12 protein-coding genes are annotated in these 14404 nt (G+C 51.0%); 3 read left to right on the top strand and 9 right to left on the bottom strand.

Annotated features, from left to right (window positions below; genetic code table 11):
• Window positions 1–4: 4 nt before the first annotated feature.
• The 8 genes from accD to DW720_RS01065 form a co-directional block, all read right to left on the bottom strand.
• Window positions 5–1897: an acetyl-CoA carboxylase, carboxyltransferase subunit beta gene (accD, locus tag DW720_RS01100; protein WP_117796539.1), complete on the bottom strand. Its 1893-nt coding sequence runs from the start codon at window positions 1895–1897 to the stop codon at window positions 5–7.
• A 20-nt stretch (window positions 1898–1917) separates the two neighbouring features.
• Entirely contained in the window at window positions 1918–2340 is a 423-nt protein-coding gene (gene fabZ / locus DW720_RS01095) for a 3-hydroxyacyl-ACP dehydratase FabZ (protein WP_022359380.1), read from the bottom strand.
• A gap of 124 nt (window positions 2341–2464) precedes the next feature.
• Entirely contained in the window at window positions 2465–3709 is a 1245-nt protein-coding gene (fabF, locus tag DW720_RS01090; RefSeq protein ID WP_107000851.1) for a beta-ketoacyl-ACP synthase II, read from the bottom strand.
• 159 nt (window positions 3710–3868) lie between these two features.
• Complete coding sequence (gene fabG / locus DW720_RS01085; RefSeq protein ID WP_118471598.1) at window positions 3869–4609, bottom strand: 3-oxoacyl-[acyl-carrier-protein] reductase; 741 nt, start codon at window positions 4607–4609, stop codon at window positions 3869–3871.
• Window positions 4603–5535 (bottom strand): ACP S-malonyltransferase, encoded by a 933-nt coding sequence (gene fabD, locus DW720_RS01080; RefSeq protein WP_118749157.1) that lies wholly within the window; start codon window positions 5533–5535, stop codon window positions 4603–4605. Before fabD ends, fabG begins: the two co-directional genes overlap by 7 nt.
• A gap of 17 nt (window positions 5536–5552) precedes the next feature.
• A complete protein-coding gene (gene fabK / locus DW720_RS01075; RefSeq protein ID WP_118749156.1) occupies window positions 5553–6479 on the bottom strand; it encodes an enoyl-[acyl-carrier-protein] reductase FabK in 927 nt (308 codons plus the stop codon).
• Complete coding sequence (gene acpP, locus DW720_RS01070) at window positions 6479–6712, bottom strand: acyl carrier protein (RefSeq protein WP_022360533.1); 234 nt, start codon at window positions 6710–6712, stop codon at window positions 6479–6481. Before acpP ends, fabK begins: the two co-directional genes overlap by 1 nt.
• A 131-nt stretch (window positions 6713–6843) precedes the next feature.
• Window positions 6844–7806, bottom strand: a complete 963-nt coding sequence (locus DW720_RS01065) for a beta-ketoacyl-ACP synthase III (protein WP_118749155.1) — start codon at window positions 7804–7806, stop codon at window positions 6844–6846.
• A 444-nt stretch (window positions 7807–8250) separates the two neighbouring features.
• Here DW720_RS01065 and DW720_RS01060 point away from each other — a divergent pair, with 444 nt between their 5' ends.
• The 3 genes from DW720_RS01060 to DW720_RS01050 are packed head-to-tail and all read left to right on the top strand — an operon-like array spanning window position 8251 to window position 12663.
• Window positions 8251–8946 (top strand): response regulator transcription factor, encoded by a 696-nt coding sequence (locus DW720_RS01060; RefSeq protein ID WP_022360531.1) that lies wholly within the window; start codon window positions 8251–8253, stop codon window positions 8944–8946.
• A gap of 45 nt (window positions 8947–8991) precedes the next feature.
• Complete coding sequence (locus DW720_RS01055; RefSeq protein WP_118742776.1) at window positions 8992–11535, top strand: HAMP domain-containing sensor histidine kinase; 2544 nt, start codon at window positions 8992–8994, stop codon at window positions 11533–11535.
• A gap of 27 nt (window positions 11536–11562) precedes the next feature.
• Window positions 11563–12663, top strand: a complete 1101-nt coding sequence (locus tag DW720_RS01050) for an alginate O-acetyltransferase (protein WP_118742775.1) — start codon at window positions 11563–11565, stop codon at window positions 12661–12663.
• A 536-nt stretch (window positions 12664–13199) separates the two neighbouring features.
• Here DW720_RS01050 and glf read toward each other — a convergent pair.
• The gene (gene glf, locus DW720_RS01045) at window positions 13200–14312 is read right to left on the bottom strand and encodes a UDP-galactopyranose mutase (RefSeq protein WP_117796542.1); all 1113 of its coding nucleotides are present in this window, start codon (window positions 14310–14312) and stop codon (window positions 13200–13202) included.
• Window positions 14313–14404 lie beyond the last annotated feature (92 nt).

The following is a 14404-nucleotide window of genomic DNA, read 5'->3' as shown; positions in this document are numbered from 1 at the left end:
TTTTTTAGATTTTTCTAAAACGTTCATACCGCTGCTCCGCGATCTCATCCGGTGTCTTTTCCGCGCAGGACTGGAAGAACTCACGCATATGGCGGTCGATGATGCGTCCGATCTCCTCGATGTTGTCATCGGTTGCCGGCTCATCCTCGCAGATAATGCGCTCGATCATGCCAAGCTCATACAGATCCTCTGCCGTCATCTTCATGACCTTCGCCGCCTCGCTGGCTCTCTTGGCATCTTTCCACAGAATCGAAGCAAAGCCCTCCGGAGAAAGGATCGAGTAGGTCGCATTCTCCATCATCCATACCTCGTTGGAAACCGCCAGCGCCAGTGCGCCGCCGCTGCCGCCCTGACCGGTGATAATCGCCAGAATCGGCACCTTCATATCCGACATTTCAAAGAGGTTGCGGGCAATTGCCTCGCCCTGGCCTCTCTCCTCTGCCTCCATACCCGGGAATGCACCTGGCGTATCGACAAAACAGATGATCGGACGGTTAAATTTCGCCGCCTGTTTCATCAGACGGAGCGCCTTTCTGTATCCTTCCGGAGACGGCATGCCGAAGTTGTGCTTCATGCTGTCTTTCGGGGATTTACCTCTCTCCTGTCCAATGACTGTGACCGGCATTCCATAGAAAGATGCCACACCGCCGATGACCGCCATATCATCGCCATAATACCGGTCGCCGTGGAACTCGGTAAAATCGTCAAACAGGATCCGGATATAATCGCTGGCGTTCAGACGTCCGGCGCTACGGGACTGGCGTACTGCCTCCCAGGCGTCTCTCTCTCGACCTGCGATCTTATTTAAGGTCTTCTGGCGCATGATACCGGAGAACGGTGCTTTCCGGCTCTTTAACTTGCCTTCCGCCACAGAAGCTGCTTTTTCTGCCTTGGATGCAGATGCCGCTTCTGTGTGGTTCTCCGCCTCGTCGTTCCATTTCTCCCAGCCATGCTCCTGGCTGTGAAGCTTCAAAATCTGTCCCAGAACACGCTTCTGATCTTTTCTTTCCACGATCTGATCCACAAAACCGTGTGTCAGCTGGAACTCGGCTCTCTGGAAGCCCTCCGGGAGCTTCTGGCCGATCGTCTGCTCGATGACACGCGGACCCGCAAATCCAATCAGCGCTCCCGGCTCTGCCAGGATGATATCGCCCAGGGACGCAAAGCTTGCCGTTACGCCGCCGGTGGTCGGATCCGTCATAAAGCTTATGTAGAGAAGTCCCGCCTCGGAATGACGTTTTAAGGCTGCGGAAGTTTTCGCCATCTGCATCAGGGAGATCATGCCCTCCTGCATTCTCGCGCCGCCGGAAGCCGCGTAGATGATAACCGGAAGCCGTTCCTCGGTCGCACGCTCTACCGCACGGGCAATCTTCTCTCCCATGTTGTGACCCATGCTGCTCATCAGGAAACGGGAGTCGCAGACCGCAATCACAGTCTCATAACCGTGAATCTTTCCTTTACCAGTGACAACCGCCTCATTTAACTCAGTTTTCTCTCTGGCTGCCTCAACCTTGCCCTCATAGCCCGGAAATGCAAGCGGATTGACCACAGACATCTCCTTATCCCACTCTTCAAAGGTACCTTCATCGATCAGCATCTCAATCCGGCGGTACGCATGCATCCGGAAATATCCGCCGCAGCGCGGGCACACATACAGGTTGTCCTTGACATCCTGCACCAGAATCGGTTTCTCACATTTATTACACTTACGCCATAAAGAACGCAGACTTTCCGGCGTCATCGCCGTCGGACGGCTCGGAATCTTCTCCGGTTTTTCCTGTGCTGCCTCTGCCGCCCTTTTATCTGCTTTCGCACTCTCCGCACGGCTTACGCCGGCAGAACCGTGGTCGTTTGTATTGATCGAAGTATACGATTTCTTAAACAGATTTTTAAACATCTCTTATTCAACCTCACTTATTAGCCAATCATAAACGTCAGCTCTGCGGAAACAGCCAGCTTGCCATCGACGGTTGCCGTCGCACTTCCGATGCCGACCGGTCCTTTTCTCTTGATGATATGGCACTCCAGCTTTAACTTGTCGCCCGGAACTACCTTTTTCTTGAATTTTGCGTTGTTGATTGCCCCGAAATATGCCGTCCTGCCCTTATTTCCTTCTTCACTTAAAATCGCAACCGCGCCGACCTGCGCCAGCGCCTCCACGATCAGGACGCCCGGCATGACCGGCTCCTGCGGAAAATGACCTGCAAACCACGGCTCGTTGTATGTTACATTTTTATATCCAACCGCGCCCTCGCCCGGTGTCACTTCCTCGATACAGTCGATCAAAAGAAACGGATGACGGTGCGGGATGATCTCCTGGATCTCTTTAATTCCCATCATAATTTCAGTTACCTCTTTCGCTTTCCCAGACATCATTTTTGTATGCTGCAAGTCTCTTCCGCCAGCTCCAGTGCGCTGCTTCCAATCATTCAATCATCCACACAAAAACGTCCTCAAATTATATTTAGTCCTCAAATTTCTTGATTACCAGGCTGGCATTGACACCACCAAATCCCAGAGAGTTGGTCAGGGCATAGTGGATATCCATCGGAACACCCTCGCCCATCGTGTAATCCAGATCGCAGCCCTCGCCTGCCTCTTTTAAACCTGCGGTTGCGTGTACAAATCCATCCTCAATGGATTTCACGCAGGCGATAAACTCAACACCGCCCGCTGCACCTAAAAGATGTCCAATCATCGACTTAGTGGAGTTAATTTTTACCTTGTAAGCGTGATCGCCCAGCGCTTTTTTCACTGCCATCGTCTCAAAGAGATCGTTATGGTGTGTACTGGTTCCATGTGCATTGATGTAATCAATCTTCTCCGGTGCGATACCTGCATCCTTGAGCGCCATCTCCATCGCATACGCTGCGCCGCTTCCATCCTCTGCCGGGGAAGTGATGTGGAATGCATCGTTGCTTCCGCCGTAGCCGACTACCTCTGCCAGAATCTTTGCGCCGCGCTTCTGCGCGTGCTCTAAGGACTCCAGAACTACGATACCAGCGCCCTCGCCCATGACAAAACCATCGCGGTCCTTATCAAACGGACGGGATGCCGTCTCCGGGTCATCATTGGTAGAAAGAGCCGTCAGAGCCGCGAAACCTGCCATACCGAGCGGTGTGATCGCAGACTCAGTACCACCGGCTACCATCACGTCTGCCTCGCCGTACTGGATCGAGCGGAACGCCTCACCGATAGAGTTCGTACCAGTCGCACAGGCAGTTACCACGTTGATGGATTTGCCCTTTAAACCATAATGCATTGCCACATTGCCGACTGCCATGTTGCTGATCATCATCGGAACAAGCAGCGGGTTCACACGGTTCGGTCCTTTTTCCAGCATTTTTTTATGCTCACGTTCCATCGCCTGTAAGCTTCCGATACCGGAACCGATGCTGGTTCCCACGCGGAACGGATCCTCTTTTTCCATATCCAGACCCGCCTGTGCGATCGCCTCACCGGCTGCCGCTACCGCATACTGGGAAAACGGCTCCATACGTCTCGCCGCCTTCGGATCCATGTATTTCTTCGGATCAAAATCCTTCACCTCGCCTGCCAGCTTTGCCTTATAATCGGTTGTATCAAAATATGTGATCGGCGCGATACCGACTTTTTTATCCTTTAATCCCTGCCAGAAGCTTGCTACGTCATTTCCAATCGGAGTGATCGCTCCCAGACCGGTTACTACTACACGTGTCTTATTTCCCATCTAAAAACCTGCCTTTCTATCGTCACAGTACACACGTTGTGCAAACTGCGACACGATTTTGCCGATGCTTCGCATTCCAAATTGGCAAAATCTGCTGCCACTACGTTATCGTACGCCACTTTCAGTTCCAAAAGTGCCTATCTGTAAAGCACCTTTTCCCTACATCGCCATTCCGCCGTCCACGCACAGAACCTGTCCTGTGATGTAGGCTGCGCGGTCAGAAGCCAGAAATACGGCTGCCTGCGCTACATCCTCGGTCGTACCGAAACGTTTTAACGGAATCTGCTCGCCCATCGCCTTCTTCACATCGTCCGGAAGAACGGCGGTCATTTCCGTATCAATAAATCCCGGTGCAATCGCGTTGACCGTGATACCACGGCTTCCAATCTCCCTTGCCACGGATTTGGTCAGTCCGATCACGCCCGCCTTGGACGCACAGTAATTTGCCTGTCCCGCATTTCCCATCACGCCGGAAACAGAGGAAATATTGATGATGCGTCCGCCCTTCTGCTTTAACATCTGGCGGGATACGTGCTTAATGCAGTTAAATGCGCCCTTTAAGTTCGTATCGATGACGGCGTCAAACTCTTCCTCACTCATCTTCATCAGAAGATTGTCACGGGTAATGCCCGCGTTGTTGACTAAAATATCAATTCTCTTATAGCGGCTGATAATGTCCTTTAAGAACACCTCCGCCGCGCTGTAATCCGAAACATTGCACTGAACGGCTTCCGCCTGTCCGCCCGCCTCGGTAATTTCCTTTACGACATCCTCTGCTTTTGCCGCAGAGCCATTATAATTGACAATCACCACAGCGCCCTCTTTCGCCATCGAAATAGCGATCTGACGGCCAATGCCGCGGCTGGCACCTGTCACAACTGCTACTTTTCCATTTAACATCCAAGCGCCTCCTTTACTTTGTCGATATCTTCCAGTTTCTCTATATTGAACGCCTTCGCGTTTTTGTCGATTTTACGCATGAAACCAGTCAGGGTCTTACCCGGTCCGATCTCAATAAATGTGTCCACACCGTCTGCTAACATCTTCCGGATCGTCTGCTCCCAGCGGACGGAGGAAGAAACCTGCTTCATCAGAAGCGGCTTTACATCGGCTGCATCGGTCACATAATCTGCCGTCACATTCGCGATATACGGAATCTCCGGTGTATGAATCTCAACGGTATCGAGTACCTTTCCAAGCTTCTCGCCAGCTCCCACTAACATCTTGGAATGGAACGGTCCGCTTACCTTTAACGGAAGAACGCGTTTTGCGCCCGCTTCCTTCAATTTCTCTCCTGCCTCGGCAACCGCCTCTGTCTTACCAGAGATAACAATCTGTCCCGGGCAGTTATAGTTGGCAATCTGCACGCCCTCGATCGGCGCGATCACCTCTTCGATCTTCTCTGCATCCATCGCCAGTACGGCAGACATGGCGCCCTGACCAACCGGGACTTCGCCCTGCATCAGGATACCTCTCTGCCGCACGGTACGGATGGCATCTTCGTCAGACATAACGCCTGCAGCCGCCATTGCAGGATACTCTCCCAGGCTCAGACCCGCAGCCACATCCGGGCGGATTCCGGTACGTTCCATGAATACACGCATCATCGCAAGGCTGGCGGTTACCATCGCCGGCTGCGTATACTCCGTGATATTCAGACGGTCCGTCTGCGCCGGATCAAAGCAAAGATCGGTCATTGAAAACCCAAGGAGCTCGCTTGCTTTCTCAAACATCTCGCGTCCCGTTTCCGTTTCCTGATAAAAATCCTGTCCCATGCCAGTGGTCTGTGCGCCCTGACCCGGAAAAATAAATGCAATTTTGCTCATAGCGTTACACTCACTCTCTACTTTCTGCCCAAAAGCGTCTCCGCCTGGGCCATCATTTCTTCAATCATTTCCTTACAGGTCTGCTCTTTCTTCACCATACCTGCAATCTGTCCAGCCATCACGGTTCCGTTGTCCACGTCACCTTCCATGACTGCCTTCCGAAGCGTTCCAAGTGTTAAATACTCCAGTTCCTCGAACGGGCGTCCCTCTTTTTCCAGCTTCAGATACTCTCTCGTCATCTTATTTCTAAGACAGCGGATCGGATGTCCGTGACTCATACCGGTTACGGTCGAATCAATGTCTTTCGCCTTGATGACTCTGTCCTTGTAAGCCTGGCTTACGATGGATTCCTTCGATACGACGAAGCGGGTTCCCATCTGGACCGCCTCTGCGCCCAGCATAAATGCCGCCGCAATGCCGCGTCCATCTGCGATACCTCCAGCTGCAATCACCGGAATCGAAACCGCATCAACCACCTGCGGAACGAGCGTCATCGTCGTCGCCTCGCCAATGTGTCCGCCGGACTCCATGCCTTCTGCAACGACTGCATCTGCGCCGCTCTTCTCCATCAGACGTGCCTGTGCAACCGAAGCGACAACCGGAATTACCTTAATGCCGGCTTCCTTCCACATGCCCATGTATTTGCCTGGAATACCGGCGCCGGTCGTTACGACCTTGATGCCTTCTTCCACAACTACCTTTGCCACGTCATCCGCATACGGGCTCATCAGCATGACATTGACACCAAACGGCTTCTTTGTCAGCTCTCTCGCCTTGCGGATCTCCTCGCGGACAACCTCACCTGGTGCATTGGCGCCGCCAATTAAGCCCAGACCGCCAGCTTCAGAAACGGCTGCTGCCAGATGATGTTCTGCCACCCATGCCATGCCGCCCTGAATAATCGGGTATTCAATCCCCAACATTTCTGTGATCTTTGTTTTCATTATGCCTCTACACCTTTTTCTTTTAAGTAGTTCATAACATCGCCTACAGTTGCCAGGTTCTGCAGATCCTCAGCCGGGATCTCTACGGAGTACTCGTCCTCCAGAGCCATAACCAGCTCAAACAGATCCAGAGAATCAGCACCCAGATCATCCTTGAAAGAGGAAGCCTCGGTAATGGAATCTGCGTCTACGCTCAGCTGCTCTGCAATAATTTCTTTCATTTTCTCTAACATCGTTTCAATCTCCTTTTTAAATGAATTTTCTTTTTGTGACCGCAAAAATGCAATCACTGTTCTTATATTTTATCAAAAAATGGGATAATGTACATTAGTTTTGCTATATATTTTTTTGCCTCTCCAGGCACCTACCAGGTCATCAATGCCGCGCCCCAGGTAAGACCCGCGCCAAAACCTGCCATCACCAGCGTATCGCCGCGTTTTAAGCGTCCGTTCCGGTGCATTTCATCCAGGAGAATCGGAATCGAAGCCGCCGACGTATTGCCGTAACGCTCGATATTGACCGGAATCTTGTCCATCGGAACCTTCAGACGGCGCGACGCCGCTTCCAGAATCCGGATATTCGCCTGATGCAGCAGATAATGCTGTACCGCCTCGCGGTCCGTTCCGGTCTCCTCCAGAATCGCATTCACAATCTCCGGTACCTTCTTCACCGCAAACTTGAAGACTTCCTGACCGTCCATCTGCATAAAACCAAGCTCCGGCTTGCCGCCCGTCAGGCAGTTTTCAAGACTTCTCGCCTGGCAGTACAGAACATCGTTCTTCGTTCCGTCGCTGCCGACCAGCGTCTTCACCACACCCGTCTCGTCCGCCCGGACAACCGCCGCGCCCGCGCCATCGCCAAACAGGATGCAGGAACTGCGGTCCGTCCAGTCTAACACCTTGCTCAGTGTCTCCGCACCGATGATCAGCGCTGTCTTGTAGATGCCCGTCTGAATAAATCCCTGCACAATATGTAAGGCGTAAATAAATCCGGAACATGCCGCCGTGATGTCAAACGCCACCGCATGTTTCGCCCCGATGGCTCCCTGTACATCCGCCGCCGCACTCGGGAACGCCCGATCCGGGGAAGAAGTCGCCACGATCACGATTTCAATCTCCTCCGGAGAAATGCCCGCGTCCGCGATCGCGCGCTTCGCCGCCTCTGTCGCCAACGCCGAGGTTCCCTCGCTCGTCGAGACATGTCTGGCTCCAATACCCGTCCGTTCCCGGATCCAGGCATCATTTGTATCAAGAAATTTCGTCAAATCCTGATTCGTCACAACCTGCTCCGGCGCATACGCGCCGATTCCAATGATTCTAGCTGTCATTTTCTCGTTTAACTCCGCTTCTTCTATAAAAGATAGTTTTAATTTCAAATGGTTTGATATTCAAATTAATTTAGAGTGTAGCGGAGAATCTGGGGTTTGTCAAGGATAACTTGTAAATGAACGGCAGGATTCTGGTGAGAAGACGCAACCCGGACAGAGAAGAGCCGCTCCCAATCTTCCGGAAAACGCTCTCGCTCTTGCACTCGCTGCAGCGGACACTAAGCTCGAAAAAACCTCGCTAAGTGCCGGCGCGAGTGATGTTTCCTACAGATTGGGAGCGGCTCTTCTCCTGAAATACGCATCACTTGAAATACATAAAAATTAGGATACCGCGGTTTCCTTTTTCGTTGTATAATTATAAGACATAGGTATCTTTATTGTATCTATACAGAAATTTGTATACTATATTATCTATATATTACCCTATTAAAAGGAGGAGTTGCTATGCAGAGTATTCTTGTATGTGACGATGACAAACAGATCGTGGAAGCGATTGACATATACTTAACCGGTGAGGGATTTGAGGTTATCAAGGCATATGACGGCGCGGAGGCACTGGAACTTTTAAAAACGCACACCGTGAATTTGATGATTCTGGACGTTATGATGCCAGGGTTAGATGGCATCCGGACGACGCTGAAGGTGCGTGAAACCAGCAGCATCCCGATCATTATTCTTTCCGCGAAGTCTGAGGATGCGGACAAGATTCTGGGCTTAAATATCGGGGCAGATGATTATATCACGAAGCCCTTTAACCCACTGGAACTGGTCGCCCGCGTGAAATCTCAGCTCCGCCGCTACACGCAGCTGGGAAATATGAACAATCAGATGGGCAACCACGTATTCAAATGCGGCGGCTTGCAGATCAACGATGAAAATAAGGAAGTAACCGTGGACGGCGAACTCATCAAGCTGACACCGATCGAGTACAACATCCTGCTTCTGCTCGTTAAAAACGCCGGAAAAGTCTTCTCCATCGACCAGATCTACGAGGCGATCTGGAATGAGGAGGCGATCGGCGCGGACAATACAGTTGCGGTTCATATCCGCCATATCCGCGAAAAGATCGAAATTAACCCGAGGGAGCCGCGCTATCTGAAGGTTGTCTGGGGTGTTGGATATAAAATTGAGAAGCAGTAAAAATGTGAATCATCCATCTAACAGAAGTTAGGAGTTGCAAAATTTATGACAAAACTCTCACATATTCCGATGCAGATCCAGAAATGGATCGCCAGCCTCGCGCATCTGTTTTTCCTGATTCTGGGACTCATCGGTATCAGCCTCATGTATATCAATGGAAATTTCGGGCTGGGGCTGACCGGCATTGGCTCGGTTCCTTATGAGGACACCGCGGAATTTAACACACAATTTAATAACGATCTGAACGATATCTTCCTATATATGGAATATCAGGACGTCTTCGGTGCCGACAGCTCGATCGACCTCTCGCGCCGGATGCTCAAAATGACCTTTGGACCAAGCGAGACCGAAAATTTCTCCCTGTCCTCCCTGATTTCCTATCTGGAATCCATGGGGTACCAGCTCGACGACGACTTTAACTGCCAGAAGGTTTCTGAACCGGCAGACGGCGTCAAGAGCCGCGAAGGCTACGTCGAATGGTCGGTTCAAGAGCCGCAGCGGATCTACAGCTACCGTTCTGCCAGCCGGAAGCGCAGCACATTGGAGGATGCGGCGGTCGAGATCATGGACACACTGCATCGTTATTACACAGTGTATAACCGTTTCGTCGCCAATCCATCCAACCTGCATTTTAAAATCCAGTACACGGAGCCAGATTCGGATCAGAGCGAAACAACCCAGTTTACAAACACCGATTCCCTGACACCGGAAAATGTCAAGGAATACGGGCGCTACGCGTACCTGCCGGGCAATTCCGTTTTCTACGACACCAACATGAAAGCGATCCCGCTCAGCAGCATTTCCGCACTGGCATCCAATAACCCGTACACCGGCAGCGACTATTATCTGCTGATCGGAATCGATACAAATTATCCAGTCACTGACCTTTACGCGCGCACGCATACCGCATACCTGCACCGGCAGCACCTGTATCTGACCGGATTTGCACTGACAATCTTTGCAACGATCGGACTGCTTTTAAGCTTCCTGTTTCTGTTCCGGGTGTCCGGCTACCAGAGTTACCGCAGCTTCGACGTGACGCTGCACGGCTTCGACAAGAGCGGCACTGAAACCGGCATCGTCTTTTTTGCCGCCATGACCGCGATCGCCCTGGTTGTAAGCGACCTGATTCTCATCCGCATCCTGCATCTGGTCATTCCATCGCAGTATTGGTACTTCTCCGATCACAGCCTGCAGGCGCTGGTCCTGTATCTGGGCGGACTGCTGCTCTTTTTCAGCCTCCTGCGCCGCTACCGCGCCGGTACCCTGTGGACCTCCAGCCTGATCTGCCGGATTCAGAAGAAAATGTTGATCCTCAAAACACGGCAGAACTTCCGCAGCCGCCTAGGCATCGGATTTGTTCTCTATCTTGCAATCAACACAGCGCTTATCAGCCTTGCCTGGTATTTCTGGGACCGCGTGTATGCAAATTTATACGTTGTTTACCTGCTGACAGGTCTGACTGTGCTGGTATTTCTGCTGTTTAACCTGTGGATCTTTTACATACTGTTCCGGCAGGCAAGCGAACAGGAATCCATCCGCGATGCCGTCCGCCAGCTCTCCGCCGGGGAGACCAGCTATCAGCTTGATCTCGATGAATTTGACGGTCCGGAGCTCACGCTGGCAGAGGGACTCAACAACATCAGTTCCGGTCTTGAAACCGCCCTTCAGGAGAAAATGAAGAGCGAACGCCTCAAAACCAACCTGATTACCAACGTTTCACACGACATCAAAACGCCGCTGACCTCGATTATAAATTATGTAAACCTAATGAAACGGGAACATATTGAAGATGCGCGGATCAACGCCTATCTTGATGTGCTCGACCAGAAATCACAGCGTCTCAAAACACTGATTGAAGACCTCGTCGAGGCATCCAAGGCAAGCTCCGGCAATGTGAAGCTTGAATTTACCGACATTGACCTCGTCCAGATGGCATTTCAGACCAACGGCGAATTTGAAGAAAAACTGGATGCCAGACATCTGCAGCTCATCATCAATGCCCCGCGGGAACCGCTGATGATCCGCGCCGATGGACGCCGCCTGTGGCGCGTACTTGAAAACCTGTACAACAACGTCTGCAAATATGCGATGGAGGGCAGCCGCGTCTACGTAGACCTCGCCCGCGTTCCCGGGAATGCAGAAACCGGTATTGCTGGCCAGGCAGTCTTCACCATCAAAAATATATCTGCCAATCCGCTCAACATCCGTGCTGACGAGCTGACCGAACGTTTCGTGCGCGGCGACGTCGCCCGCACCACCGAGGGAAGCGGACTGGGACTATCGATCGCCAAAGATCTGACAGAACTGCAGAAAGGGCAGTTTAGTTTGTATATCGATGGGGATCTGTTTAAGGCACAGGTGGCGTTTGATTTGGTGGAGAAAACGACGGAGAAGGCGGTTGAGGACGCAGGAATAATAGAAGAAACCGATGCTTCCGAAGCGGCTGAAAAGCCGAAAAAGGACGATGAACTGAAAAAAACAAATATACCGGAAGAAGCTACTATTCAAAAAGAGGTAAACGGCGAATCTTCCGAAAATGCTATCAATGAAACCATAAACACTACGGAAAATTCAAGAAATGAATAAAAATTTATGAATTGAGGACTTTATCCTATGAAACGCACTCATATCATGATCGCAGTCTTCTTCGCCTGCATCCTCTCCCCCAACCTGCTGTTTCCTATCCTGAAAACCACAGCCGATGAGGGCACCGGTGAAAACCGCAGTCTGGCGGCATTTCCAACTCTGTCGCTGGAAACCATCGATACCTTTCCATCCGGTGTTGAAGACTGGATCAACGACCACGCGGCGTTCCGCAACCGCTTCTTAAGCCTGAACGCTCGCTTAAACCTCTCCTTATTTCAGTTTGGAGACTCGCAGGACGTCATCACCGGAAAAGATGGCTGGTACTTTTACACGCTCGGAAGCTCTGTCGAGGACTTCCTCGGCACCAACCGTTTTTCCGCCGGGGAACTCCAGATGCTGGCATACAAACTCCAGACCGTCCACGACGCCTGGAAAGAAAAAGGCACCGAATTTATCTTCCTGTGTGCTCCCAATAAAGAAGGCGTATACAGCGAATTCCTCCCGGATGGCTTCACCGCACCGGACGGACCTACCCGCCGCAGTGAACTGCTCGATTATCTGGAAATACACACAAATGTCCCAGTTGTCAATCCATACACGGAGCTCAAAAACCGCCGGGACTATCAGTGGTATTTCAAAACCGACACCCACTGGAACGATGCTGCCGGATTTCTCGTCTCCGGGCAGATCATCGATGCCGCTGGCGGCACCTCCACGCCGATCGAAAACGTCACTGTCACCTATGAGCCGCGCGATCCGGGCGATCTGGCTAACCTGTTCCACATGCCAGAATCCATGTGCGACGATACCAAAGCAGATGTATCCGGTTACCGAAACAATGTAACCATCCACTACGACAGTGCCACCGACGATGGCAGCATCGCCCACATCTCAGCCGACCAGGCGCCCGACCCGCGCCGCATCGCGATCTACCGTGACTCCTTCGGCACCGCCCTGCTGGCAGGACTGCCGAAATACTTTGCGTATACCGATTTTTACCATTGGCAGGTATTTGAGCCGGAATTTTTGAACGAAAATAAGCCGGATGTGCTGGTGTATGAGGTGGTGGAACGGGATTTGGGGAGAATGATGGAGGATTTGGAGAAATTGATGCCCACGCAAAAATAATATGTGCATTTTTATATTTAAACAGTGCAAAAAAACTTTCGAATTTAAAAGAAATGTGATACAATCAATCTATGGATGCCACCATAACACGGTAGGCGGCTTGGTCCTCTTTCAGAGGGCTGCGTACCCTCTGATTACATAGATACCTGCAAGGGAATCTACCTGAGAGGAGGGATGCCATATGGAAATCATTGGAATTGTACTAGCGATTTTGAGTTTCGGCGCAACTTGCTTCAAAGCCGGATATTCACTTGGCAAAGATGTAGAAAAAAGCGCAAAAAAATAGCCGCCCATCCTGACACGATTGCGGCTATTTTCTTGTCTTAATCACTAGGGAACCAAACCGTCTATCGGTGGCATCCTTTATATATAATATAACATTATAGTCCGTAAGATTCAAGCGAAATTACAATTTTTTAGCAATTTAAAAATTTGCAATTTTCATTTCACCATTTTATCTGAATCAGCAGATAGCTTCCCATCCATTTCATGATTCCGAAACCATCCGCCGATCCGGATAAAAATCAAAAATTCTCCTACAGCTCCTTCTTCACCAGCTCCAACGCCGAAGCAATCACCGCATCCATATCATAATACTTATACTCGCCCAGACGGCCGCCAAAGATTACCTTCTCTTCCTTCTTGGCCAGCTCTTTGTACTTCTCATACAGAGCACCATTCTTCGCATCATTGACCGGATAGTACGGCTCATCGCCTAACTTCCACTCCGAACTGTACTCACGGCTGATGACCGTCTTCGGCAGATCATTGCCATCGGCATCCTTACCAAACTCAAACCATTTATGCTCGATAATACGCGTCCACGGAGTCTCCGCATCTGTATAGTTCACTGCCGCATTGCCCTGGAAATTCGGGATATCCAGCACTTCGGTATCAAAGCGCACAGAACGATACTCCAGAACGCCCAGCGAATACTCAAAATACGCATCGATCGCGCCGGTGTAAACTACCTTCTTTGCCATCGCATCCCAATCAGCCTTATTCTCAAAATAATCCTCTTCCAGGCGAACCTCGATGCCGTCCAGCATATTGGCAACCATCTTCGTATAGCCGCCCACCGGAATTCCCTGATACAGGGCGTTAAAATAGTTGTTGTCAAAAGTCAGACGAACCGGAAGACGCTTGATGATGAAGGACGGAAGATCCTTGCACTCTCTTCCCCACTGCTTCTGGGTATAGCCCTTGATCAGCTTCTCATAAATATCCGTACCAACCAGGCTGATCGCCTGCTCCTCCAAGTTCTTCGGCTCCGTGATGCCTGCTGCCTTGCGCTGTTCCTCGATCTTCGCCGCTGCCTCCTGCGGAGTCACGACACCCCACATCTTGTTGAAGGTGTACATATTAAACGGCAGGGAATACAGCTCGCCGTGGTAATTCGCCACCGGAGAGTTCGTAAAACGGTTAAACTCCGTGAACTGATTTACATAATTCCAGACTTCCTTATTATTCGTGTGGAAAATATGCGCGCCATACTTGTGAACCTGGATGCCCTCCATCGGCTCTGTATACACATTTCCTGCAATATTCGGGCGGCGGTCAATCACCAGAACCTTCTTGCCCGCTTTCTTCGCCTCATGGGCGAATACGGCACCGTAGAGACCGGCGCCTACTATTAAATAATCGTACATGTTGGTTTTCTCCTTGTTACGTGTTGTTATACTTGTGATTTATTTATAACATACAACGACAATTTAAACAAGAATATCCCGTCAGCTTCAAG

Origin of the sequence: Clostridium sp. AM27-28, assembly GCF_003480955.1 — a bacterium.
Lineage (GTDB): Bacteria > Bacillota > Clostridia > Lachnospirales > Lachnospiraceae > Otoolea > Otoolea fessa.
The sequence above is the reverse complement of the archived record's forward strand: the minus strand, read 5'-3'. Positions and strand labels throughout refer to the sequence as shown.

Bases quoted from the DNA above. Each gene is read 5' to 3' on its own strand.
- accD (WP_117796539.1), bottom strand. From the start codon at position 1,897: ATGTTTAAAAATCTGTTTAAGAAATCGTATACTTCGATCAATACAAAC.
- fabZ (WP_022359380.1), bottom strand. From the start codon at position 2,340: ATGATGGGAATTAAAGAGATCCAGGAGATCATCCCGCACCGTCATCCG.
- fabF (WP_107000851.1), bottom strand. From the start codon at position 3,709: ATGGGAAATAAGACACGTGTAGTAGTAACCGGTCTGGGAGCGATCACT.
- fabG (WP_118471598.1), bottom strand. From the start codon at position 4,609: ATGTTAAATGGAAAAGTAGCAGTTGTGACAGGTGCCAGCCGCGGCATT.
- fabD (WP_118749157.1), bottom strand. From the start codon at position 5,535: ATGAGCAAAATTGCATTTATTTTTCCGGGTCAGGGCGCACAGACCACT.
- fabK (WP_118749156.1), bottom strand. From the start codon at position 6,479: ATGAAAACAAAGATCACAGAAATGTTGGGGATTGAATACCCGATTATT.
- acpP (WP_022360533.1), bottom strand. From the start codon at position 6,712: ATGTTAGAGAAAATGAAAGAAATTATTGCAGAGCAGCTGAGCGTAGAC.
- DW720_RS01065 (WP_118749155.1), bottom strand. From the start codon at position 7,806: ATGACAGCTAGAATCATTGGAATCGGCGCGTATGCGCCGGAGCAGGTT.
- DW720_RS01060 (WP_022360531.1), top strand. From the start codon at position 8,251: ATGCAGAGTATTCTTGTATGTGACGATGACAAACAGATCGTGGAAGCG.
- DW720_RS01055 (WP_118742776.1), top strand. From the start codon at position 8,992: ATGACAAAACTCTCACATATTCCGATGCAGATCCAGAAATGGATCGCC.
- DW720_RS01050 (WP_118742775.1), top strand. From the start codon at position 11,563: ATGAAACGCACTCATATCATGATCGCAGTCTTCTTCGCCTGCATCCTC.
- glf (WP_117796542.1), bottom strand. From the start codon at position 14,312: ATGTACGATTATTTAATAGTAGGCGCCGGTCTCTACGGTGCCGTATTC.